Annotated in this window: 18 protein-coding genes and 1 riboswitch; of the genes, 6 read left to right on the forward strand and 12 right to left on the reverse strand. The window is 72.7% G+C overall.

Going from position 1 to position 23,985, the window contains the following annotated elements; all coding sequences use genetic code 11:
* Positions 1–69: 69 nt before the first annotated feature.
* Genes Q2K16_RS16105 through Q2K16_RS16115 form a run of 3 tightly spaced genes read right to left on the reverse strand, consistent with a single transcriptional unit; the run spans position 70 to position 3,913 of the window.
* On the reverse strand, positions 70–477 hold the full coding sequence (locus Q2K16_RS16105) for a roadblock/LC7 domain-containing protein (RefSeq protein ID WP_030329975.1): 408 nt from the start codon (positions 475–477) through the stop codon (positions 70–72).
* Complete coding sequence (locus tag Q2K16_RS16110) at positions 474–3,755, reverse strand: sensor histidine kinase (RefSeq protein ID WP_302738357.1); 3,282 nt, start codon at positions 3,753–3,755, stop codon at positions 474–476. The genes Q2K16_RS16105 and Q2K16_RS16110 overlap by 4 nt, the downstream gene beginning before the upstream one ends.
* Positions 3,752–3,913, reverse strand: coding sequence for a hypothetical protein (locus Q2K16_RS16115; RefSeq protein WP_302738359.1), 162 nt, complete (start codon positions 3,911–3,913; stop codon positions 3,752–3,754). The genes Q2K16_RS16110 and Q2K16_RS16115 overlap by 4 nt, the downstream gene beginning before the upstream one ends.
* A gap of 279 nt (positions 3,914–4,192) precedes the next feature.
* Here Q2K16_RS16115 and Q2K16_RS16120 point away from each other — a divergent pair, with 279 nt between their 5' ends.
* A complete protein-coding gene (locus tag Q2K16_RS16120) occupies positions 4,193–5,374 on the forward strand; it encodes an ABC transporter substrate-binding protein (protein ID WP_302738360.1) in 1,182 nt (393 codons plus the stop codon).
* A gap of 72 nt (positions 5,375–5,446) precedes the next feature.
* Here Q2K16_RS16120 and Q2K16_RS16125 read toward each other — a convergent pair whose 3' ends face one another.
* Complete coding sequence (locus Q2K16_RS16125; RefSeq protein WP_489671775.1) at positions 5,447–6,322, reverse strand: ABC transporter permease; 876 nt, start codon at positions 6,320–6,322, stop codon at positions 5,447–5,449.
* Between the two features lie 100 nt (positions 6,323–6,422).
* Positions 6,423–7,454, reverse strand: coding sequence for an ABC transporter substrate-binding protein (locus tag Q2K16_RS16130; RefSeq protein ID WP_302738361.1), 1,032 nt, complete (start codon positions 7,452–7,454; stop codon positions 6,423–6,425).
* A gap of 260 nt (positions 7,455–7,714) precedes the next feature.
* Here Q2K16_RS16130 and Q2K16_RS16135 point away from each other — a divergent pair, with 260 nt between their 5' ends.
* The 4 genes from Q2K16_RS16135 to Q2K16_RS16150 all read left to right on the forward strand — a co-directional run bounded on the left by Q2K16_RS16135 (position 7,715) and on the right by Q2K16_RS16150 (position 11,863).
* Positions 7,715–8,500, forward strand: a complete 786-nt coding sequence (locus Q2K16_RS16135; protein WP_302738362.1) for an ABC transporter ATP-binding protein — start codon at positions 7,715–7,717, stop codon at positions 8,498–8,500.
* Between the two features lie 2 nt (positions 8,501–8,502).
* Positions 8,503–9,453, forward strand: a complete 951-nt coding sequence (locus tag Q2K16_RS16140; protein WP_302746506.1) for an LLM class F420-dependent oxidoreductase — start codon at positions 8,503–8,505, stop codon at positions 9,451–9,453.
* Positions 9,450–9,758, forward strand: coding sequence for a cupin domain-containing protein (locus Q2K16_RS16145; RefSeq protein WP_088647303.1), 309 nt, complete (start codon positions 9,450–9,452; stop codon positions 9,756–9,758). The genes Q2K16_RS16140 and Q2K16_RS16145 overlap by 4 nt, the downstream gene beginning before the upstream one ends.
* 86 nt (positions 9,759–9,844) lie before the next feature.
* A complete protein-coding gene (locus Q2K16_RS16150; RefSeq protein WP_302738366.1) occupies positions 9,845–11,863 on the forward strand; it encodes a hypothetical protein in 2,019 nt (672 codons plus the stop codon).
* A gap of 112 nt (positions 11,864–11,975) precedes the next feature.
* On the opposite strand, the gene thiC is transcribed toward Q2K16_RS16150, so the two are convergent.
* The 7 genes from thiC to thiE are packed head-to-tail and all read right to left on the reverse strand — an operon-like array spanning position 11,976 to position 17,668.
* The gene (gene thiC / locus Q2K16_RS16155; RefSeq protein WP_302738368.1) at positions 11,976–13,568 is read right to left on the reverse strand and encodes a phosphomethylpyrimidine synthase ThiC; all 1,593 of its coding nucleotides are present in this window, start codon (positions 13,566–13,568) and stop codon (positions 11,976–11,978) included.
* 17 nt (positions 13,569–13,585) lie between these two features.
* Positions 13,586–14,374 carry a bifunctional hydroxymethylpyrimidine kinase/phosphomethylpyrimidine kinase gene (thiD, locus tag Q2K16_RS16160; protein WP_302738370.1) on the reverse strand — a complete coding sequence of 263 codons (789 nt, stop codon included), beginning with the start codon at positions 14,372–14,374 and terminating at the stop codon, positions 13,586–13,588.
* The gene (locus Q2K16_RS16165) at positions 14,371–15,018 is read right to left on the reverse strand and encodes a thiamine phosphate synthase (RefSeq protein ID WP_302738372.1); all 648 of its coding nucleotides are present in this window, start codon (positions 15,016–15,018) and stop codon (positions 14,371–14,373) included. The genes thiD and Q2K16_RS16165 overlap by 4 nt, the downstream gene beginning before the upstream one ends.
* Entirely contained in the window at positions 15,015–15,785 is a 771-nt protein-coding gene (locus Q2K16_RS16170; RefSeq protein ID WP_302738374.1) for a thiazole synthase, read from the reverse strand. The genes Q2K16_RS16165 and Q2K16_RS16170 overlap by 4 nt, the downstream gene beginning before the upstream one ends.
* 5 nt (positions 15,786–15,790) lie before the next feature.
* Positions 15,791–15,991 (reverse strand): sulfur carrier protein ThiS, encoded by a 201-nt coding sequence (gene thiS, locus Q2K16_RS16175; protein WP_302738375.1) that lies wholly within the window; start codon positions 15,989–15,991, stop codon positions 15,791–15,793.
* Positions 15,992–16,001: 10 nt separating this feature from the next.
* On the reverse strand, positions 16,002–17,072 hold the full coding sequence (thiO, locus tag Q2K16_RS16180) for a glycine oxidase ThiO (RefSeq protein WP_302738376.1): 1,071 nt from the start codon (positions 17,070–17,072) through the stop codon (positions 16,002–16,004).
* On the reverse strand, positions 17,066–17,668 hold the full coding sequence (gene thiE / locus Q2K16_RS16185) for a thiamine phosphate synthase (RefSeq protein WP_489671921.1): 603 nt from the start codon (positions 17,666–17,668) through the stop codon (positions 17,066–17,068). The genes thiO and thiE overlap by 7 nt, the downstream gene beginning before the upstream one ends.
* Before the next feature lie 18 nt (positions 17,669–17,686).
* A riboswitch (TPP riboswitch) is annotated at positions 17,687–17,796 on the reverse strand.
* Positions 17,797–18,133: 337 nt separating this feature from the next.
* Here thiE and Q2K16_RS16190 point away from each other — a divergent pair.
* Entirely contained in the window at positions 18,134–23,956 is a 5,823-nt protein-coding gene (locus Q2K16_RS16190; protein WP_302738378.1) for a ThuA domain-containing protein, read from the forward strand.
* The last annotated feature ends 29 nt before the right edge of the window (positions 23,957–23,985 follow it).

Here is a 23,985-nt window from a genome sequence, read left to right on the forward strand (position 1 = left end):
CGGGTCCGGGCCCGGATGCTTCGTCACTCGGGCCGGACGCGGTCGCGCCCGGCCCACCCACCGCCGTGGCTACGAGCGCACGGCGTCCCGGGGCAGCGGCACCAACGCCGCGCCCACCCGCTCGACCAGCAGCGCCATCTCGTAACCGACCTGACCCACGTCACAGCTGCGAGCGGCGAGCACCGCCATCGACGAGCCGTCACTGATCGACATCAGGAACAGGTAGCCGCTGTCCATCTCGATCACTGTCTGCAGCACCCCGCCAGCGCTGAACATCCGGGCGGCACCCTCGGTCAGACTCACCACGCCGGAGGTGATCGCCGCGAGCTGGTCGGCCCGGTCGGCGGGCAGGTCCCGCGAGGAGGCGAGCAGCAGCCCGTCCGCGGACACCGCCACCACGTGGGCGATACCCGCCACGCTGTCGGCGAAGTTGGTGAGCAGCCAACCCATGTCCTGCATGGCAGCTGGCCTGTTCATCGGTTCGTCTCCTTGGTCGAGGTGCTGTTGAGGTCCGCGCCCGCCGTGCGACCGCGCTGGACGCCGCGGTGGTAGGCCGAGAGCAGGCCGCGTACTTCGTCGGGGGTGCGGCGGCTGCGGTCCCGGCCACCCTTCGGCTCGATTCCGCCGGGCACGAGCTGCGCCTGGGGCACCCGCTTGGGCAGGCCGGACCGGGTGGTGCCGGCGTTGGCCGGTTCGGCCGCCTGGCTGGCCCGGGTCCAGCCCTCGTCGGCCGCCGTCCGCCACGCGTCGGGATCGGTGGCCGGCGGGGTCGCCGGTGCCTCGGGGGCGACCGGCGGGGGCGTGCCGTACGTCGGCGACGCGGTGGCGGCCGGCGGTACGGGACCGGTCGCGGCGGGCGCCGCCGGGGCGGCCGGGGCCGGGGCGGGCGGGGCCGCCGGGGCGGCGGGCGTCACGGTCGGCGTGCCGGCGGCGGTCGGTGCGGTAGGCACCCGGGTGGGCAGCGGCGGGCGTGCCGGCGTGGTCGCGCCGTTCGGGCGGGCCGGCGCGGCCGGCGGCTCCTCGTCGAACCGGGGCCGGGTGAAGATCGCGGTGGCGTCGTCACCGTGGGACCGGAACCACACCGCCTCCATCTCCCGGAAGATCGGCGAGTCGGCCGGCCGGTCCGGGCGGGCCACCACCGGCGTCGACGGGGCCGGGGCCGGGGGGGTGTACGAGGTGGCCGGCGCGGTGTACGGCTGCGCGGCGGGGGCCGCGTACGCGGCCGGTGGGGCGGCCGGGGCGAACGACGCGGCAGCGGCCGGCGCGAACGGGGTCGCCGCCGGTGCGCCCGCGTACGGGGTGGCGGCCGGTACGCCGGCGTACGGGGTCGCCGCCGGTGCCCCGGCGAACGGCATGGCCCCCGCGCCGTACGACTCCGTCGCGTGCGGTGCGGCACCGGCGACCGGGCCGGTCGGCAGGACCGGGGCGGTCTCGCCCGGCGCGGCCCGGCGCGGCAGCGGGTCGATGGTCGGGTTCGCCATCGTGGGGCTGCCGGCCGAGAAGGCGTTGAACCCGGAGTCGGCGGTCGCGGGGGTGGGGACCGGCGCGAACGGCGGGGCGGAGACCGGCCCGCCGAACTGCACGGCGGGGGCGGTGTCCCGGGCGTCCACCGGCGGCTGCCAGGGGGCCGGGGCCGGCGGGGTGTTGCGCCACTGGTCGGTCAGGGTCGCCGCCGCGCTGCGGGACCCGTTGAGGGCGCCACCGATACCGGCGGGGGCGGGCGGCTGCTCGACCGCCAGCGGCTGGCGGGGGCGGCTGATCGCCTGGTCCCGGCCCCGGTGGGCGGGGAGCACCACGGTGGCGTTGGGCAGCGTCACCTGGGCGACGGTGCCGCCCTCGACGTTGCGGCGCAGCTCCACCCTGATGCCGTACCGGCTGGCGAGCCGGCTGACCACGGCGAGACCCATCAGCCGGAAGGCGGCCACGTCCACCGTCGGCGGGGCGGCGAGCCGGCGGTTGAGCGAGTCGAGCTGCTCGTCGGTGAGGCCGAGCCCCCGGTCCTCGATCTGGATCAGCACGTAGTCGCGGATGCGCCTGCCGTCGGCGACCACGGTGGTGGTGGGCGGCGAGAAGCGGGTGGCGTTGTCCAGCAGCTCGGCGACGAGCCGTACCACGTCGTTGACCGCGTGGGCGGCGACCGAGATGTCGGTGTCGACGGTGCCGAACTCGATCCGGTTGTAGAGCTCGACCTCGGACTGGGCGGCGCGCAGCACGTCGACCAGCAGCGCGTCGTCGCGGCGCGGCACGGCCGAGTCGGCGCCGGCCAGGACCAGCAGGTTCTCGTCGTTGCGGCGCATCCGGGTGGCGAGGTGGTCCAACTCGAAGAGCTGGGCGAGCCGCTTCGGGTCCTCCTCGCCGCGCTCGATCGCGTCCAGTTCGCCGATCATCCGGTCGACCAGGGTCTGACTGCGCCGGGCCAGGTTGAGGAACATCGCCGAGACGCTGGTCCGCAGGGCCGCCTGCTCGGCGGCGACCCGGACGGCCTCCCGGTGGACGACGTTGAACGCCAGGGCCACCTGGCCGACCTCGTCCCGGTTGGTCAACCGGATCGGGTCCCGCACCTGGCGGACGATCTCCTCGACACCGCCGTCACCGACGCTGCCCATGTTCTGCAGCCGCTTGACCGCGTCCGGCAGGTCGTGGTTCGCCACCGACAGCGCGCCCTCCCGCAGCCGGCGCAGCGAGTGGTTGAGCGAGCGGGCCAGCACCACCGCGAGGGTGATCGCCACGATGAGGGTGAGCAGCACCAGCACCGTTTCGATGACGGCCTGCTGGATGACGTCGCTGCGGGCCTGCTCGGAGCGGGCGAGCAGGGTGTCCTGGAGCTGGATCTCGGTCCACCGCATCAGGTCGTTGACCGCGCCGATCGCGGCGCTGGCGTCACCGGCGCTGACCGGGCTGCGCTGACCGACCGAGCGGGTGATGTCGGCGGCGACCCGGTCGGCGAGGCCGACGGCGTCACCGGAGACCGCGCTGTCGACCAGCGCGCGCTGGGTGGGGTCGGCGGCCAGGGAGAAGCCGAGCAGCGCCTCCTGCTGGCTGGTCAGGGTCGCCACGAAGGAGGAGAACTGCTCCTCGTCGAGGCGTCCGCCGACCAGCGCGGTGTAGGCGACCGCCTCTTCCTCGGCGACTGCCGACTTGGCCCGGCTGAACGCGGCCACCGCGCGGCGGGCGTCCGCGAGGCTCTGCTGGCCGGGCAACTGGGCCAGGGTGTCGCCGTACGAGACCAGGTCGGTGAGGATCACGCCGTACCGCAGGGTGGCCTCGGCGACCGGCATCTGCCGGCGGTCGAGCACCTCCTGCCGGGTCGCGTCGAGCGTCCGCAGGTGGTCGTCGATCACCTTGAGCCGGTCCCGCACGGAGGACGGGACCTCGCCGAGGTCGGCCCGCTCGGCCCGGTACGCGTTGATCCGCTCGCCGGTGGCCCGCACCCGCAGGTTGTAGTCGTCGGGGCGCAGCTGCGGGTTCGCCAGGTAGGCGGCGGCTGCCATCCGTTCCTTGTGCAGGTCCTGCGTCAGCGCGGAGACGTCGATGGACAGCGCCGTCAGCGATCGGATCTGGGTCGCGTCGACAGCACCCTCGGTAGTGGAGACGAGTCGGATTGTTGCCAACGCGATGACTGCGGCGACCGGTACGACCAGAATGAGGGCGAGCTTGGAACGAATCCGCGCATCCCGCAACCGGGGCAGTCGGCGCTCCCGGTCGGGTCCGGCGTTTTCGCCTGGCTCGGGCAGGGTCGTCGGTCCGGTGCTCACGACATCGCCTCCGTCGTATCTTCCACACGCCTGACCCGCCGACCCGCGCCTGGTGCGACGGACAGCGCCATGCGCGGCACGGCCGCGATTTCATCAGAGAAGATCCTGTTTGGGAAGCGGCGTTCGGACAGGAATCGGTCGACCAGTGCGCTGGTCACCATTTTCCCTGCTGAGCAGGCCACCCCTGAACAGGGCATGTCACTCCAGAGTGTTCGTTCGCCTCTGATGAGTGAGCATGGGTAAATATCTGATGTCCCCACAATGTGAGATTCGCGTCCCGAAACCGCCGTCAGCATCGCGCTTGACCGCACGCCCCCGCATTGGCAAGGTTTTGCAGGCTTTCGCGCACACCGTACGGCACACAATCCCGTTTCTCCACTGAGGACGGACTAGCGGCGGTGACCGGGCCTCGCCCGCGCCGCACCTGGAGGACTGAGTTGAGCCCCATCCGCTCCGCGACCATCGTGGCGCTCGCATCGGCCGTGCTGGCCGCCACGCTCACCGGCTGCTCGTTCGGCGCGGCAGAGAAGGACAGCAGCCCGATCACCATCGCCGCCGACCTCGAACTCTCCGGTGCCGCCGCACCGGTCGGCAAGGCGTACCAGCGCGCCCTGGAACTGAAGGTCGACCAGTTGAACTCGTCCGGCGCCCTGGGCGAGCGGAAGATCAAGCTGGTGGTCAAGGACAACCGCTCCGACGCCGCCGAGTCGCTGCGCAACATCGGCGACTTCAGCAACGACGCCACGGTCAACGCCATCATCATGGGCGGCTGCAACCAGTGCGCCGTCGATGCCGTGCGTACCATCAACGAGCGGAAGATCCCGACCATCGCGCTCGCCCCGTCCGGTGCGGTCGCCAACCCGGTCCCCGAACGCCGGTACGTGTTCAAGCTCGCGCCGAACGCGGCCGACAGCGCCGCCGCGCTCACCGCCGAACTGCGGCGGCGCGGGATCACCGAGGTCGGCGTCCTGCACAGCGACGACGACTACGGGCGCGAGGGCCTGGCCGCGCTGGACGCCGAGTTCGGCAAGACCACCATCAAGCGGGTACGCGCCGAGGCGGTCCGCACCACCGACACCGAACTGGCCGCGCCGGTGCGCCGGCTGACCAACCGCGACCCCGCCGCCCTGATCATCTGGACCCCGCCGGAGCAGGCCACCCTCGCCGCCACCGCCGCCGACCAGTCCGGCTACGGCGGATCGCTCTTCCTCGACGCCGCCGCGGCGGGTGACCTGTTCCTGGGCGGGTCCGGCCGGGCCACCGAACGGGCCACGCTGATCTTCACGCAGACCATGGTGATCGACGACGTCATCGCCACCACCCCGGCCAAGGCCGCCCGCCGGCAGTGGTTCCAGGACTACACCGCCCGGTTCGGCGGCTACAACGGACTGTCGTCGTTCGCCGCCGACGCCGTGCAGCTGATCGCCGACTCGGCGCTGCGTTCCGGTGGCCCCGACGGCAAGGTCGACCGGGACGGTCTGCGCGACGTGCTGGAGACGTCCCAGCTCGACGGCCTGTCCGGGCCGATCCGGATGACCCCGGACAACCACTCCGGCCTGATGCCGCAGGCGTTGACCACGCTGGTCGCGCGCGGTGGCCGGTGGCGGCTGGCGGGCTGACCACCGCGCGCTGACGGGCCGGTCCCCGGGTGGGGTCGGCCCGTCAGTGGCGTCGGGGGTCGTCCGGACGGGTCAGCGGGCCGAGGTGGTGGCCCGGACCCAGGGCAGGGCCAGCCGCTCCACCAGGGACAACGCCGAGTAGAGCAGGATGCTCATGGCGGCGATCAGCACGATCGCCGCCCACGCGGTCGCCGTGTCGCCCGCGCCGTTGTACTGGAGGATCTGGTAGCCCAGCCCCGGCTTGTCGGAGTAGAACTCCCCGATCACCGCGCCGATCGCGGCCAGCGGCATCGCCACCTTCAGCCCGACGAAGATCTGCGGCAGCGCGGCCGGGAACCGGACCTTGCGGAACGACTGCCACCAGGAGGCGTTCAGCGACCGGGCCAGCTCGGCCAGGTCGGCCGGGGTGGTGGTCAGACCGGTGGCGGTAGAGAGCACGATCGGGAAGAAGCAGAGCAGGAACACCATGGTCAGGATCGGCTTGGTCCCCCAGCCGACCGAGACCACCAGCAGCGGCCCCAGCGCGATCTTCGGGACCGCGTTGATCGCCACCAGCAGCGGGGCGAACATCCGCTCGACCCGCCGGGAGGCGGCCAGCGCCATCCCGATCAGCACCCCGGCGACCGCCGACAGCAGGAAGCCGAGCAGGGTCATCAGGGTGGTCGTGCCCAGCGCCGGGAAGAGCACGTCCGCCGACGCGGTCAGTGAGTTCCCGACCGCCTGCGGCGGCGGCAGGGACGCCGGATGCACCAGGTGCAGCCCGGAGGTGACCGCCCACCAGACGGCCACCGTGACCACCAGGCCGAGCAGCGGCAGGCCGACCGTCGCGGGGCGCATCCGGGACCAGGGTGACCGGCCGGGCGTCGGGGGAACGGTCGGCACGGCGCTCGGCGCGGTCGGCGGTCCGACCGAACCGGGTACGGGACGGGTCCGGATCGACTCCGTCACAGGGTCCTCCTCTCCTGCCGGCACGCTGGCCGGCACACGACGGGGGTGCGCCCACCGGTCGTCCCGCTGGGTCGCACCCCCGTGGCACCGTCGGTGTCGGTCAGGCCTTCGGTACGAGGTCGAAGTTGATGATCTGGTCCGGGGTGATGTTCGACTTGAGCGCGCCGGCGCCCTGGAGGATGGCGATGCTCTTGGCGACCCGGTCGCTGTCCAGGGTGCCGATGGCGGTGCCTGAGTTGCTGGAGCGGACGTAGCCGGCCATCAGCTGCAACTCGGCAGCGGCGGCGGCCGGGTTGGTGGTGTTCACGTTCTTCTTCAGGATGTCGGCCGCCTCCTGCGGGTTGGCCAGAGCGTACTCCAGGCCCTTGAGCAGCGCGGCGGTGAACTTCTTCACCTTCTCCGGGTTCTCCTTGGCGATCTTGCTGGAGGTGATCAGCGCGTTGCCGTAGAGGTCCTGCATCACGTTGCTGTACGGCAGCACGACGGGCTTCTTCTTGGTGACCGCCTCGACGGTCGGCTGGCCGACGACGAACTGGCCGATGCCGTCCACCTGGCCGGAGGCCAGCGTGCCCATCAGGGTCTGCGCGTCGCCGTTGACCCAGGTGACCTTGTTGTAGTCCACCCCGGCCATCCGGGCGTAGGTCGGGAAGAGGTTGCGCACGACGGAGCCGGGGGTGTCCGCGAGCTTCTTGCCCTCCAGGTCCTTCGGCGTGGCGATGTTCTTGCCCTCGACCGAGACGATGGCGGCCATGGTGCGCTGCTGGATCGCGGCCACCGCCACGAAGTCCTTCGCCTGCCCGTTGCCGACCTGGAGCAGGCCACCGGTCAGGTCGATCGGGCCGAAGTCGGCCTGGCCGCCGACGATGGTCTGGATGACCGCGCCGGTGCCCTGACCGGCCTTGACCTCCACGTCGAAGCCGGCCTCCTTGAAGAAGCCCTTGTCCTTCGCCACCCAGGCGTAGGAGTCACGACCGAAATTGCCGAACGAGGTGAGATAGGTCACCTTCTCCAGCGATGAGCCGTCGCCGGTCTTTGCAGCGTCCGCCGAGTCGGACCCGCCACTGCAGGCGGAGACCAGAGCGAGGGCGGTGGCCAGGGTGGCCGCGGCGACCGTGCGGGTCAGCCTTGTCATCTGTGCACCATGTCCTTTCCGACCGGGCGGTGTACCCGGAGGGGGTTGTCGGTCGGCGGCACGGCGTGAGGGGGCACCGAGCCGCCGTCGTGAAGGGACTCTTCGCTGGCACAGAGTACGAGACACTTACCGTCACCACACCAGGCGGATCGGGTTGCGGAACGGAAACAACTCCGTTCCACCCCGGACAGTGAGCGGCCGACACGCTGGGGATATCCTTGTCGGATTCCTGACCGCCGAATCAGGGGAGACCGACGGCGATGATCCGACTGTCCGATGTGTCGCGTACGTTCGACGGCCGTTCCGGGCGGGTCGAGGCGTTGCGCGGGATCAACCTCGACGTGGCCGAGGGCGAGTTCCTCGCCGTGCTCGGCCGCTCCGGTTGTGGCAAGTCGACCCTGCTCCGGATGATCGCCGGACTGCTGCCGGTCAGCGGCGGTGAGATCACCGTGGCCGGGAGCCGGATCACCAGGCCCCGCCGGGACGTCGCGATGCTCTTCCAGAAGCCGGCCCTGCTCCCCTGGCGCAGCGTGCTCGACAACGTGCTGCTGCCGGCCGAGATCTTCGGCTGGAGCCGCGCCAAGCACCGCGACCGCGCCCGCCAGCTGCTGGAACTCTCCGGTCTGGCCGGCTTCGAGAAGCGCCTGCCGCACGAACTCTCCGGCGGCATGCAGCAGCGGGTGTCGCTGTGCCGGTCGCTGATCGGCGAGCCCCGGGTGATGCTGATGGACGAACCCTTCTCCGCCCTGGACGCGCTCACCCGCGAGGAACTCTCCGGGGAACTGCAACGGGTGCACATGGAGACCGGCGCGACAGTCGTCTTCGTCACCCACTCCATCGACGAGGCGGTGCTGCTGGCCGACCGGGTGGTCGTGCTCAGCCCCCGCCCCGGGCGCATCCGCAAGATCGTCGACGTGGACATCCCCAGGCCCCGTACCCTCGGCCGCAACGCGCACCTGGCCGACGTCGCCCGGGTCAGCGCCGACCTGCACGAACTGCTGATGGAACGGGACCTGCCGGCGGCGGCCGGGGTGGAGGGACGATGACCATGCGGGTGGCCGTGTTCACCGAACCGCACCGGGGCGCCAGTTACGACGACCAGCTCCGGTTCGCCCAGCTCTGCGAGGCCGGCGGCTTCGACGGGTTCCTCCGGGCCGACCACTACCGGGCGATGGGCGACGAACCCGGGCTGCCCGGCCCCACCGACGCCTGGCTGACCCTGGCCGCGCTCGCCCGCGAAACCTCCCGCATCCGGCTCGGCACCCTGGTCACCTCGGCCACCTTCCGGCTGCCCGGCCCGCTGGCCGTGATGGTCGCCCAGGTCGACCAGATGAGCGGCGGACGGGTCGAGCTGGGCATCGGCGCCGGCTGGTACGAGCGGGAACACACCGCGTACGGCATCCCCTTCCCCGGCGTCAGCGAACGCTTCGACAGGCTCGCCGAGCAGTTGGAGATCGTCACCGGGCTGTGGCGCACCCCGGTCGGCGAGACGTACAGCTGGGCCGGCGAGCACTACCGGCTCGTCGACGCCCCGGCCCTGCCCCGGCCGGTCCAGCAGCCCGGCCCGCCGGTGATCGTCGGCGGTCGGGGACCGAAGCGCACCCCCGACCTCGCCGCCCGGTACGCCGACGAGTTCAACATGCCGTTCAAGTCGGTCGAGGAGACCGCCGAGGCGTACGACCGGGTACGGGAAGCCTGCGACCGGGCCGGCCGGGCCGAGTCGGGTCGGGCCCCGCTGGTGCTCTCCGCAGGGATCGTGGTGGCGGTCGGGCGTACCGACGCCGAAGCCCGCCGCCGGGCCGCGCCGCTGCACGTCAAGAGCGCCCTGCCGCCGGAGGACCCGGTGGTCGGCTCCCCCGCCCAACTGGTCGACCGGATCGGCGAGTTCGCCGCGATCGGCGCGACCCGGGTCCACCTGCGGCTGATCGAACTCGACGACCTCGACCACCTGGAGCTCATCGCCGCCGAGGTGCTCCCCCAACTGGACGGAACCCGATGACCGACGTGACGCACGACCTCGAACTCGGCCCGGTCGGCCAGGAGATCGTCTTCGAGAACGACCGGGTGCGGGTCTGGCACATCCGGCTGGCCCCGGGCGAGCGTCAACCGCTGCACCGGCACGACCACCCGTACCTGGTGGTGGCGATCGAGGGCGCGAAGAACGTGGTGCAGACGATCGACGGTACCCGGATCGACGCCGACGAACCCGCCGGCGGGGTGGTCTACCGGGACCCGGGCGCCGTCCACATGCTCACCAACGTCGGGGACACGACCTACCTGGCCCGCCTGGTCGAGCTGAAGTAGTCGCTGGTAGAGCTTGGGTAACAGGTGGTCACGACCGCGCCGCGCCGCAGTGGCGATCGGGGGCACCTGGCCGTAACGTGCGCCACATGGCCTTTCGGACGTGGGGCAAACTGCTGCTCACCGCACTCGGGGTGAGCATGTTGGCCGGGGCCGGCCAACTCGGCATCGCGTACGGCTTCGGCATCGTCCGACTCACCGGCGACTTCACCGACGTCAACCGCTGGCCGGCCCAGCTCGCCTGGGTCGGCTGGTTCGCGGTGACCGCCGCCGTGGTCGGCGCGGTCCTCACCGGCCGGCTCGCCCGGCGCGAAGGGCTGCCCGAGGGCACCCCCGTCCAGCTCGCGATCTCCGGCGTCGCCGCGCTCGGCGCGCTGGTCGTCGCCCCGCTCTGCATGCAGCCCGCGCGGGCCGCCGACCTGAACGCCGTCGATCCGGTCTGGGCGGTCGGCATCTGCGCGGTCGCCGGGGCGGTGGTCGGCGCGGGCGCCGCCTCGGCCGTCCTGCTGCGCCCCCCGCTGGGCTGGAACGTCGCCCTGCTGGGCGGGACGGTCTGGCTGGTCGCGCTCCTGTCGGTCGCACCGGCGGTGCTGTCCAGCGAACCGCTGCGCACCGTACGCCTGGGAGTGCTGGAACCCTCCTGGCTCGGCCCGGACGGGGCACAGCGGCTGGCGATGCTGCTGCTGCCCGTGATCGCGCTGGTGGCCGGCGCGGTGACCGGCGGGCTGGCCCGGCGACGGGGACACCCCCCGCTGATCGGGGGAGCCGCCGGGGTGGCCGGGCCGGTGCTGCTCGCCTTCGCCTACCTGACCGCCGGGCCGGGTGACCAGGTGGACCGGTACCAGCTCGCCCCGTACTACGGCGCGGTGATCGCGGTCGTCACCGGCGCGCTCGGCTCGGTCGCCGCCACCCTGGCGCGCTGGCCGCTGCTGCCCGCCCGCACCGCCCGCCGCGACGGCGGAACGGCGATCGAGCCGACCGACATCCTCGCCCCGCTGCCGGCCGTACCCGACCCGGCCCGCACCGCCGCGGCCGGCTCCGGCCCGGACCGGGGTACCCTGGCCTGCGCCGACCCGGCCGGCACCGGCGCGGACGAGCAGGACACCGTGGACCTGAGCGCCGCCGCCGGCTCTCTCCACCCCGACCAGCCGGACGCCGCCCTCTCCCGGACGGCCGCCGGAGCGGAGGCCGACACGGGTCCGGGGTGGCCGTCGCCCGACGTACCGGGCACCGGTCGTCACCCGGCCCACTGGGACTGGCCTGACCCCGCCGCCACTGTCGCCGACCGGCACGCCCCCCGCACCACCCCGTCCCCGACCGGGCCCGCTCAGCCCGGCTCGACCCGGGTCGAGCCGGTTCTGACTGGTCCCTGGGCCGGCTCGACCCCCACCGGTCCGACCTCGACCGGCTCTGCCCCGATCGATCCTGTTCCGGGCCCGACCGGACCGCCCCCGACCGGCCCGGACGCGACGGCGGACCCGGACAAGCCGGCCGGGGCCGAGCCGGGTGCGACGTCGCCCGCCGAAGCCGGATCGGGCCGGGCCGGGTCGCCGCGAAGCCGTGCCGGACAGCGGAAGGCGGCACCGCCCGAGCAGCCCGGCAACGAGGTCGGAGTGGAGCAGGAGGCAGGCACCGGTCCGGCCCCCGGGGACGGGCCCGTCGCCACGCCCAAGCCCCGGGCGAAGTGGGCCAGCCGTGCCCGGTCCGCCGCGACCGGTGGAGGAGCCCTGCCGTTTCCCGAACCGGGCGACGCCGGGCAGCCGGACGCCCCGCAGCCGGTCAGTCTCCGCTGGGAGCCGGAGGAGCCCCACGGCACCGCACCGGTGGCCGGTTCGTCCCCCGATCCTGACCAGGCCGATCCCGCCCCGGGCGACGGCAGCGCGCCGGAGCGGACCGGGAAGGCCAAGGGCCGACGGGGACTGTTCCGGCGTAACCGTTCCCCGCAGGACGCCCCGGCGGACGAGGCCTACCCGAAGTCGGCGACGCCGGACGACGAGGAGTACGTCGACTGGGTCACCGGCCTGGGCAAGCCCCTGGCCGACAACGAACCGGACCGGGACAGCGGCCGCCGCTCACTGCGCACCAGCGGCCGCCACCACCGCGACTAACCCCTCCCCGGATCACTCTCCCACCCCCGGTCTGCACCGGCGATCAAGAGGTTCGCGTCACCCCACCCGGCAAAACCTGACGCGTACCTCTTGATCACCGAGGCGGGCCGGTTCAGGCGAGGGGGAGGTACACGCGGTTGCCGGTGGAGCGGAACTCAGCCGACTTGGTCTGCATGCCCTGGGCGGCGTACTCCTTCAATTCCTGGGTGATCTTCATGGAGCAGAACTTCGGGCCGCACATGGAACAGAAGTGGGCGGTCTTCGCCGGCTCCGCCGGGAGGGTCGCGTCGTGGTAGGAACGCGCGGTCTCCGGGTCCAGCGACAGGTTGAACTGGTCTTCCCAGCGGAACTCGAACCGCGCCTTGGACAGCGCGTCGTCCCAGGCCTGCGCGCCGGGGTGCCCCTTGGCCAGGTCGGCCGCGTGCGCCGCGATCTTGTACGCGATCACGCCCGCCTTCACGTCGTCCCGGTCGGGCAGTCCGAGGTGTTCCTTCGGGGTGACGTAACACAGCATCGCGGTGCCGTACATGCCGATCATCGCGGCCCCGATCGCCGAGGTGATGTGGTCGTACGCGGGGGCGATGTCGGTGGTCAGCGGGCCGAGGGTGTAGAACGGCGCTTCGTGGCACCACTCCTGCTGGAGGTCCACGTTCTCTTTGATCTTGTGCATCGGCACGTGGCCGGGCCCCTCGATCATCACCTGCACGTCGTGTTCCCAGGCGACCTGCGTCAACTCGCCGAGGGTGCGCAGCTCGGCGAACTGGGCCTCGTCGTTGGCGTCGGCGATCGAGCCGGGGCGCAGCCCGTCACCGAGGGAGAACGTCACGTCGTAGCGGGCGAGGATCGCGCACAGTTCCCGGAAGTTGGTGTAGAGGAAGTTCTCCTCGTGGTGCGCCAGGCACCAGGCGGCCATGATCGAACCGCCCCGGGAGACGATCCCGGTGACCCGGTCGACGGCCAGCGGCACGTACGGCAGCAGCACGCCCGCGTGCACCGTCATGTAGTCCACGCCCTGCTCGGCCTGCTCGATGACGGTCTCCCGGAACACCTCCCAGCTCAGCTTGACCGGGTCGCCGCCCACCTTCTCCAGCGCCTGGTAGATCGGCACGGTGCCGATCGGCACCGGCGAGTTGCGGACGATCGCCTCCCGGGTCTCGTGGATGCGCTTGCCTGTCGACAGGTCCATCACGGTGTCCGCGCCCCACCGGGTGGCCCAGGTCAGCTTCTCCACCTCCTCGGCCACCGACGAGGTCACCGCCGAGGTGCCGATGTTGGCGTTGACCTTCACCAGGAACGCCCTGCCGATGATCGCCGGCTCGCACTCGGGGTGGTTGACGTTGAGCGGCAGCACCGCCCGACCGGCGGCGATCTCGTCGCGGACCAGCTCCGGCGGCAGCCCCTCCCGGATCGCCACGAACTCCATCTCCGGGGTGACCACCCCGGCGCGGGCGTACCGGAGCTGGGTGGGTCGCTTGGCGTCGACGCCGGCCAGCGGGGTGCCCGCGCCCCGGCTCGGCGCGACGTCGCCCCGCTCGGCGATCCACGGCCCGCGCAGCGGCGGCAGCCCCACCTCCGGGTCCGAGCCGGGGCCGGAGGTGTCGTAGCGGCGTAGCGGTGGATTGTCCCCGGTCAGCTCCACCTCGGCGAACGGCACCCGGACGTCCGGCCGGGACCCCTCGACGTAGACCTTGCGACGTGCCTGCATGACAGCCTCCCTGTTGGTCATCGGGACCAGCCGAAGTGGTCCAGCGGGCCGCGGCCCGCGCCCAGTTCCCAGTCCCGCGCGCCGGTCAGCGCGCGGGTGACGTACTCCTTGGCGGTGGCGACCGCGACCGGCACCGGGTCGCCGGCGGCCAGCCGGACGGCGATCGCCGCCGAGAACGAGCAGCCGGTGCCGTGGCTGTGCCGGGTGTCCACCCGGGGGGCGCGGAGCAGGGTGGTCGTCCCGCCGCCGGCCAGCACGTCCACCGACTCGCCGGCCGCGTCGACGTCGCCGCCGGTGACCACCACGAACTCCGGGCCGCCGGCCGTCAGGGCCTGCGCCGCCGCGGCCATCTCCCCGACCGTGGTCACCGGGCCACCGGTGAGGGCGGCGGCCTCCGCGCAGTTCGGCGTCGCCACCCGGGCATACGGCAGCAGCCGCTCGACCGCCGCCACCACCCCGAGCCGGTGTCCGCTGGTGGCGACGAGCACCGGGTCGACGACGAGGTGCGGCAGCCGGCCCGCCTCCGCCGCCTCGGCCACGGCGTCGGCGATCGCCGGGGTGCCGAGCATGCCGGTCTTCACCGCCCGGACCGCGAAGTCGCCGAGCACGCTGTCGAGCTGTTCGGTGACGGTGCGCGGGGGCAGCGGCAGCACGGCGTCCACCCCCCGGGTGTTCTGCGCGGTGACGGCGGTCAACACACTCGTCCCGTACGCGCCGAGGGCGGCGAAGACCTTCAGGTCGGCCTGGATGCCGGCACCGCCGCCGGAGTCGGAACCGGCGATGGTGAGCACGGTCGTCGGTGTCACGTCCCCTCCTCGGGCCACGCGTCGCTGATCGGGGGGCGGCCCGCCGGGCGGGGGGCGAAGACGCCGGTGAGGGTCGCCGCGACCTCGGTCGGGTCGGCGGCGCGCATGATCGCGCCGAGCACCGCCACCCCGGCCGCGCCCGCGTCCACACACGCCGTCACCTGCTCCGGCGTCCCGATGCCGCCGAGCGCGAGCACGGGGACCGGGCTGAGCCGCACCAGCCGGCGCAGCCCGTCCGGGCACAGGGGTGGGCCGTAGCCGGGTTTGCTGCGGGTGGGCCAGACCGGCGAGAGCGTCACGTAGTCCTCGGTGGTGAGTCGGGCCAGTTCCGCCGCGTCGTGGCAGGACCTGCCGACCAACCCGACGGCGGGCGGCGGGTACGGCCCGGCGGCGGGCAGGTGTACGGCGTGCCCGTCGAGCGGGTCGGGGCCGGCGACGATCAGGGTGCCGTCGACCTCGGCCAGGACGGCCCGCAGGTCGACGGCGAGCGCGGCCCGCCCGGCGCGGGGCAGGTCCTTCTCCCGCAGCACCACCCACCGCACGCCACCGCGTGCCGCCCCCGCGACGACGTCGACGAGGTCACCGCGTGCCACCAGCCGGTCGGTCAGCAGCACCACCCCGCGCGGGACGGCGGGGCGGGTCACAGGTCGGGTCTTCCGTCGTCGGGGGTGGAGGCGAGGGCGTGGAAGCGCCGGGGAATGCGCCCGGCGGTGTACGCGAGCCGCCCGGCCCGTACGCCGTACCGCATGGCGGTGGCCATCGCCGTCGGGTCGGCGGCCCGGGTGACGGCGCTGGCCAGCAGCACCCCGTCGCAGCCCAGTTCCATGGCGAGCGCCGCGTCGGAGGCGGTGCCGATCCCCGCGTCGAGGATCACCGGCACGTCGACGCTCTGCCGGATCAGCCGGATGTGGTGCGGGTTGGTGATCCCCAGTCCGGAACCGATCGGCGCACCGGCCGGCATCACCGCCGCGCAGCCGACGTCGGCCAGCCGGCGGGCCAGCACCGGGTCGTCCGAGGTGTACGGCAGCACGACGAACCCGTCGGCGACGAGTTCCTCGGCTGCCCGCAGCAGCTCCACCCCGTCCGGGAGCAGGGTGCGTTCGTCGCCGATCACCTCCAGCTTGACCCAGTCGGTGTCGAACGCCTCCCGGGCCAGCCGGGCCACCTTCACCGCCTCGGCGGCCGTGTAGCAGCCGGCGGTGTTGGGCAGCAGCCGCACCGCGCACCGGTCGAGCAGGTCGAGCAGGCCACCGGCGGTGCCGGGGGTGGTGTCGACCCGGCGCAGGGCGAGCGTGACCAGTCCGGTGCCGGAGGCCCGGATCGCCTGTTCCAACACGTGCAGGTTGGCCGCGCCGCCGGTGCCGAGGACGAGCCGCGAGGTGAGGGTCTGTCCGGCGATGGTGAGGGGCATCCGGGTCACCCGCCCTGGGCGGCGCTGAGCACCTCGACCCGGTCGCCGTCGCGCAGCACGGTCGCCGGCCAGCCGCCCCGGGGGACCACCTCGCCGTTGACCGCGACGGCGAGGCCGCGCCGTTGACCGGTGACCGTGGCGACCAGGTCCGCGACGGTCGTGCCGCCGGCCAGCTCGCGTCCGACGCCGTTGACGACAAGTCGCACGTCTTCCTCCTCAGTGGAAACGGTCGGCGGTGAAGGGGGTGAGCAGCGGGTCCGGCTGACCGGTGACGATCAGGTCGGTGATCAGGTCGGCGGTGACCGGGGTGAGCACGATGCCGTGCCGGTGGTGACCGGTGGCGGCGAGCACGCCGGGCCGGTCGGGCAGCGGGCCGAGGATCGGCGCGTTGTCCGGGGTGCCGGGGCGCAGTCCGGCGCTCGCCTCGGTCAGCGCGTACTCGGCGAGTTCGGGGACGAGGTCGACGGCGGCGCGGAGCAGGCGCAGCACCGCCCCGGTGGTCACCTCGGTGTCGGTGCGCTCCTCGACGGTCGCCCCGAGCACCACCTCGCCGTCGTCGCGGGGGACCAGGTAGACCGACTCGCCGTCGGCGTACCCCCGGATGACGTGACGGAAGCCGGGCGGGCGGTGGTCGGGCGCGCGTAGCCGCAGCACCTGGCCCTTGACCGGGCGGACCGGCAGCCCGGTCAGCGCGGCGGCGCCGCAGCCGGCGGCGACCACGACGACAGGCGCGTCCAGCTCGGCCAGTCGGGTCACCGCGCCGGGCAGCAGGGTCGCGCCGGCCCGGCCGGCGGCGACCCGCAGCGCGTCGACCAGTCGGCGCGGGTCGACCTGGTGGTCGCCGGGGGCGACCGCGCCGCCGCGCAGCCGGGGGGTCAGCGCCGGCTCGTGCTCCCGCAGCTGCGACGGCCGCAGCGCGCTGATCGGCAGCCCCAACCCCTGCTGGTACGACCAGAGTCGACGCGCCTCGGCCAGGTCGTCCCCGGTCAGCCCGACGACGAGGGTGCCGTCGGTGCGGTACCCGAACTCCGTTGCGGTGGCTTCGGTCAGCTCGGCGGCGAAGCCAGGCCAGCGGGCGGCGGACTCAGTGAGCAGCCCGGTCAGTTCCCGTTCCCCGAAGTACGCCTCGGCGACGGGGGCGAGCATCCCGGCGGCGACCCGGGACGCGCCGGAGCCGGGGGCCGGGTCGTGCACGGCCACCCGCAGGCCCCGGGCGGCGCAGCGCCAGGCGATCGCCAACCCGACCGGCCCCGCGCCCACGATGGCGACGTCGGGCCGGGTCAGCACGTCAGCGCCGCGATCAGTTCGGCGGTGGCCCGGCCCGGGTCGGCGGCGGTGGACAGCGCCCCGACCACCGCCACCCCGTACGCCCCGGCGACCCGCAGCGCCGGCACCGTGGCGACGGTCACCCCGCCGATGGCGATCACCGGCACGTCGACCGCCGCGACGACGGCGCGGACCCCGGCGGGGCCGATCGGGTCGGGCAGGCCGGTCTTGGTGGCGGTCGGGTGGCAGGGGCCGACGCCCAGGTAGCTGGCCCCGGCGGCGACCGCCCGTGCGGCGGCGACCGGTTCCCGGGCGGTCGCGCCGAGCACGGCGTCGGGGCCGAGGACCCGACGGGCCGCCGCGACGGGCAGGTCGTCCGCGCCGACGTGGCCGCCGTGGGCGTCCACCGCGAGGGCGACGTGCAGCCGGTCGTTGACCAGGCAGGTCGCCCCGTACGGCGCACACTGCTCGCGTACCCGTCGGGCCAGGTCGTACGCCTGCCGGTCGGTGGTGTCGTCGGTCACCCGGACCTGGACGACCAACTCGTCGCGGGCCACCGGGAGGGCGGCCCGCAGGACGGCGAGCGGGTCGCACGCGGGGCGGGTGTCGGTGATCATATGCAGTCGGCCGAGGTACGGCACGGCAACTCTCCTCCCTGCGCCGGCATTACCCGGATCAGGTTCGACGGTCGGGGGCTCTCAGCCCCCCTCTCAGCCCGGTGCACCGGGCTCCCGTGGGTCACGTGCCTGTGACCGTACGACAGATCCGCTGATCCGCCAAGGGGTGTCAGATTGATCCAGTATCGTCGATGGCTACTATTTTGGGCTTGTATCCGCATAAGCCGGAAAAGCGAGTCGCCGATACCGAATCGTTACATGCTCATGCCTTGCCGGAAACCAATCCAGCGGCGCTAATTTGTTCAACCGATCGACATTATTCCGGTGCGGAGCCTCGGCGTGGCCCGCACCTGATCGCCACCGGTGCGGACCTCGGCGGGCCCACACCGATCCGACCGGGGACGGTCTGCGGCGAGTCGTCCCCATGCCCCCACCACTGTCCAACGCGGACAAAAGGAGCATGGAGTGTCTCCATCCCGCCATCGCCGCGCACGTCGCGGCCCACTGGGTGCCGGTCTACTGGCCCTCTCCCTACTCGCCAGCGGCCTGATCGGCGGCACCGCCGCCCAGGCCGCTCCCGCCGCGGCGGCCCGGCCACAGGCCGCACCGGCACCGGCGGCGGCAGCCGCCGCCGAACCGTTCTCGGTCCTGGTCTTCTCCAAGACCGCCGGATTCCGGCACGACGCCATCCCGGCCGGCATCGCCGCGATCCAGAAGCTCGGCACCGAGAACGGCTTCACCGTCGACACCACCGAGGACGGGGCCGCCTTCAACGACACCAACCTGGCCAAGTACCAGGCGGTGATCTGGCTCTCCACCACCGGTGACGTCCTCGACAGCACCCAGCAGGCCGCGTTCGAGCGCTACATCAAGGCCGGCGGCGGCTACGCCGGCGTGCACGCCGCCTCCGACACCGAGTACGACTGGGCCTGGTACGGCAACCTGGTCGGCGCGTACTTCTCCGGCCACCCGGCCAACCAGCAGGCCACCGTCAAGGTCGAGGACCACGCGCACCCGTCGACCGCCGACCTGCCGGACCGCTGGTCCCGGTTCGACGAGTGGTACAACTTCCGCACCAACCCGCGCTCCAAGGTGCACGTGCTGGCCAGCCTGGACGAGAAGTCCTACAGCCCCGGCGCCGGCGCGATGGGTGCCGACCACCCCACCGCCTGGTGCCAGGACTACGACGGCGGTCGGTCCTGGTACACCGGTGGCGGCCACACCCAGGCGTCGTACACCGAGCCGGAGTTCCTCAGCCACCTGCTCGGCGGCATCCGCACCGCGGCCGGGGTCGAGAACGCCGACTGCGGCGCCACCAAGACCTCGAACTTCGAGAAGGTCACCCTCGACAGCAACACCAACAACCCGATGGAGCTGGACATCGCTCCCGACGGCCGGGTGTTCTACGCCGAGCGCGACGGCCGGGTGCAGATCGTGAAGCCGGACACCGGCAACACGGTCACCGCGACCCGGCTCGACGTGTTCACCGGCAACGAGGACGGCCTGCTCGGCCTGCGTCTCGACCCGGACTTCACCACCAACAAATGGATCTACCTGTACTACGCACCGGCCGGTGGTGCCCCGCGCAACTACCTGTCCCGGTTCACCGTCAACGGTGACACCATCGACAAGGCCACCGAGAAGGTCGTGCTCCAGGTCGACACCCAGCGCAACACCTGCTGCCACGCCGGCGGCAGCATGACCTTCGACTCGAAGGGCAACCTGTACCTCGCCACCGGCGACAACACCAACCCGTTCGAGTCGAACGCCTTCACCCCGATCGACGAGCGGGCCGGCCGGCAGGACTACGACGCGCAGCGCAGCGCCGGCAACACCAACGACCTGCGCGGCAAGGTGATCCGGATCCACCCGGAGGACGACGGCACCTACACCGTCCCGGCGGGCAACCTGTTCGCCCCGGGCACCGCGAAGACCCGTCCCGAGATCTTCGGCATGGGCTTCCGTAACCCGTTCCGGATCGGCGTCGACCAGAAGACCGACACCCTCTACGTCGCCGACTACGGGCCGGACGCCTCGGCGGCGAACCCGAACCGTGGTCCCGAGGGCCTGGTGGAGTGGAACATCGTCGCCACGGCCGGCAACTACGGCTGGCCGTACTGCACGGGCAACAACAAGGCGTACAACGACTACACCTTCCCGTCCGGGCCGAGCGGGGCGAAGTTCGACTGCGCCGCGCCGGTCAACGACTCGCCCAACAACACCGGCCTGACCAACCTGCCGCCGGCCATCCCGGCGACCGTGGACTACGGCTACGCGGGCGACCCGCGCTTCCCCGAGATCGGTGGCGGCGGCGCGCCGATGGGCGGCCCGGTCTACCGGTACGACGCCGACAGCACGTCCAGCCGCAAGTGGCCGGCGTACTACGACGGCAAGGCGCTGCTCGGCGAGTGGAACCAGTCGAAGATGTACACGATGCAGGTCAGCGCGGACGGCAAGACGCTGATCGACATCAACCAGTTGCTCACCGGCATGTCGATGATCCGCCCGATGGACTTCGAGTTCGGTCCGGACGGCGCGCTCTACATGATCGAGTGGGGCACCGGCTTCGGCGGCAACAACGACGACTCCGGGATCTACCGGATCGACTACACCGCCGGTGACCGGGCACCGATCGCCGAGGCCAGCGCCGACCCCACCTCCGGGGCCGCGCCGCTGACCGTGACGTTCTCCAGCGCCGGGTCCCGTGACCCGGACGGCGGCACGCTGACCTACGCGTGGAAGTTCGGTGACGGGCAGACCTCCACCGAGGCGAACCCCACCCACACCTACGCTGCGGCCGGCGACTACACCGCCCAGCTCACCGTCACCAACCCCAAGGGCCGTACCGCCGTGGCGAACGTGCCGGTGACGGTCGGCAACACCGCCCCGACGGTGACCATCGAGTTCCCGCCCAGCGGCGGTTTCTTCGACTGGGGCGACCAGGTCAAGTACACGATCAAGGTGACCGACCCGGAGGACGGCACCGTCGACTGTGACCGGGTGCAGCTGCAGGTGCTGCTCGGCCACGACGAACACGCCCACCCGCTGGAGCAGCACACCGGCTGCACCGGCACCGTGCAGACCTCGCTGGCGTCCGGGCACGGCGCGGAGGCCAACGTCTTCGCGGTCTTCGAGGCCACCTACACCGACGACGGCGGCACCGGCGGCGCCGGCCCGCTGACCGGCCGGGCGATCGAGATCCTTCAGCCCAAGCGCAAGCAGGCCGAGTACTACACGGCCACCGGGCGGGCCCCGGGCAGCACCGGCGGCGGTGACCCGGGCGTGCAGAAGGAGACCACCAGCGACACCGCCGGTGGCGGCCAGAACATCGGCTTCATCGAGGACGGCGACTGGTGGTCGCTCGTCCCGGCCAACCTGACCGGGGTCGAGCAGATCCGGTTCCGGGTGGCCTCCGAGGTCCAGGGCGGCCGGATCGACGTGCACGCCGGTGCCGTCGACGGTCCGGTCGTGGCCACGGCCACCGTGCCCGGCACGGGCGGCTGGCAGCAGTTCGTCGACGTGACCGCGCCGGTGACGGCCGGTGCGGAGGGCGCGCTGTACTTCGTCGCCAAGGACCCGGCCGGTGGCACCGGTTCGCTGTTCAACGTCAACTGGATGGACTTCATCGGTCGGGGCGTGACCGACAACGCGCCGCCGCAGGTGACGGCCACCGCCACCCCGGCGACCGGCACCGCGCCGGTCACCGTCGCCTTCACCGGCACGGCCACCGACACCGAGGGTGACACCCCGCTGACGTACGCCTGGGACTTCGGTGACGGCGGGACGGCGACGACCCTGAACGCCAGCCACACCTACACCACCCCGGGCACCTTCACCGCCACCCTGACGGTGACGGACAGCCGGGGCGCGAAGTCCTACGCGACCGTCCCGGTCAAGGTGGACGCGCCGAACAACTCCTGCCTCGGGGCGCGTTCGGACGAGTTCACCGGCAACGCCCTCGACAAGGACCGCTGGACGGTGGTCCGGGAGAACCAGCTCTACTCGGTCTCCGGCGGGTCGCTGCGGCTGCCCACCGCCTCCGGTGACCTGTACGGCGCCACCAACGGCGCGACCAACCTGGTGCTCCAGCCCGCACCCAGCGGGGCCTGGCAGGCCACCACCAAGGTCACCCTGCCCGTCACCGCCAACTACCAGCAGGCCGGCCTGCTGATCTACGGCGACGACGACAACTACGCCAAGGTCGACCTGCTCTACAGCGGTTCCCGCCGGGTGGAGTTCATCCGGGAGACCGCCGGTTCGCCCCGCAACGAGGGGGCGGACGCCACCGCCGCACCGGCCGGTGACACCGTCTGGCTGCGGCTGATCAGCGACGGCACCAACCTGACCGCGGCGTTCTCCGGTGACGGGACGACGTTCACCCCGGTCGGTCGGTCCGCCGCGCTCGCCGGCATCACCAACCCGCGGATCGGTCTGTTCGCCCTCAACGGTGCCACCACCGCCCCGGTGGTGGACGCGCTGTTCGACTCGTTCGTGGTCTCGCCGGACGCTCCGGCCGGCCCGGTCGACCCGTCGGACGAGTTCACCGGCACCACGCTGGACAAGTGCCGGTGGAACGCGGTGCTCCGGGAGGACCCGACCGCCTACCGGGTGGCCGACGGCGCACTGAAGATCGACGTGCCGAAGGGTGACATCTACGGCACCAGCAACACCGGGCCGACGAACTTCATCCTCCAGACCGCGCCGAGCGGTGACTGGACCCTGGAGACGAAGGTCGACGGCAGCGCGCTGGCCGAGCAGTACCAGCAGGCCGGTCTGATCGTCCACGCCGACGACGACAACTACGTCAAGTTCGACTTCATCGTGGACAACCAGGCCGGGCAGACGCCGTCGCGGCGGATCGAGTTCCGTGGCGAGGTCGCCGGGGTGACGCAGAACCCGCAGCCGCAGGTCTCCAACCTGACCTCGGCGGTGTGGTACCTGCGGCTCGCCCGCGCCGGTGACACCTTCACCGCGTCGTACTCGGCCGACGGGCAGGAGTGGACGACGTTCGAGACGTTGACGAACACCGCCGTCGGGGCCACCCCGAAGGTCGGTCTGTTCACCCTCGGCGCGAACGCGGCCACCTCGAAGACGGCCTCGTTCGACTACTTCCGGCTCTCCACCAAGGCGGCCGACACGACCGCCCCGGTGACCACGGCCACCGTCTCCGGCACCCCGGCCGAGGGCTGGTACACCGGCCCGGTCACGGTGACGCTGGCGGCTGCCGACGAGGCCGGCGGTAGCGGGGTGGCGAGCACCGAGTACCAGCTCGACGGCGCCACCACGTGGACGGCGTACACCGAGCCGGTGCAGGTCACCGGGGACGGCACCCACGAGGTGCGGTTCCGCTCGACCGACGCGGCCGGCAACGTGGAGGCGACGAAGAAGGTCGCCGTGAAGATCGACGCCACCGCGCCGGTCAGCTCGGCGTCGTTCGCCCCGGCCAACGCCGACGGCTGGCACGACGGCACCGTCCCGGTGGTGATCACCTCCACCGACGCCGGTTCCGGGGTGAAGAAGCTGGAGTGGTCGCTCGACGGTGGCGCCTGGACGGCGTACACCACGCCGGTCGAGGTGACCGGGGACGGCACGCACGAGCTGCTGTACCGGGCCACCGACGCCGCCGGCAACGTCGAGGCGCTGAAGTCGGCGGTCGTGAAGATCGACGGCACCAAGCCGACGCTGCTGGTCTCCGGCATCGCCGACGGCCAGCTCTACGGTGACAGCCAGGACGTCCGGATCTCGTGGCAGGCGGTCGACCCGACCTCCGGCATCAAGACGACCTCCGGCGTGCTGGACGGTCGGGCGTACGCCAGCGGCACCCTCCAGGCGCTGTACGAGCTGCCGCTCGGCCTGCACGAGCTGACGGTGACCGCGACCGACAAGGCGGGTAACTCCACCACCTCGACGGTCCGGTTCTTCGTCACCACCTCGTTCCGGGACATGCAGAACCTGCTGGACCGGTTCAAGGCGACCGGACGACTCACCACCAAGGCGCACCGTCAGCTGTCCAACAAGCTGGCCGCGGTGCGGGAGTCCGAGGCGGCGGGCAACGACAAGCGGGCGGTGCAGCAGTTGACCGCCTTCAAGGCGTTGGCCACCGACACCGCGGTGGTGACCGACACCGACGTGCGGGACGTGCTGGTCCGTGACGCCGACGCCATGATCGTCCGGCTTGGCGGCGCGGCCACCAAGGCCGGCGTCAAGGCGAACGACAACAGGTCGGTCGACGGGGCCGGCCGGCTCGGTGCCGACCCCACCCGGATCGCCGCGGGCGGTTCGCTGTAAGGAGCACCACGGGGCCGCTCCCACCGTCG

Source organism: Micromonospora cynarisoli, assembly GCF_030518815.1.
Classification (GTDB): domain Bacteria; phylum Actinomycetota; class Actinomycetes; order Mycobacteriales; family Micromonosporaceae; genus Micromonospora; species Micromonospora wenchangensis.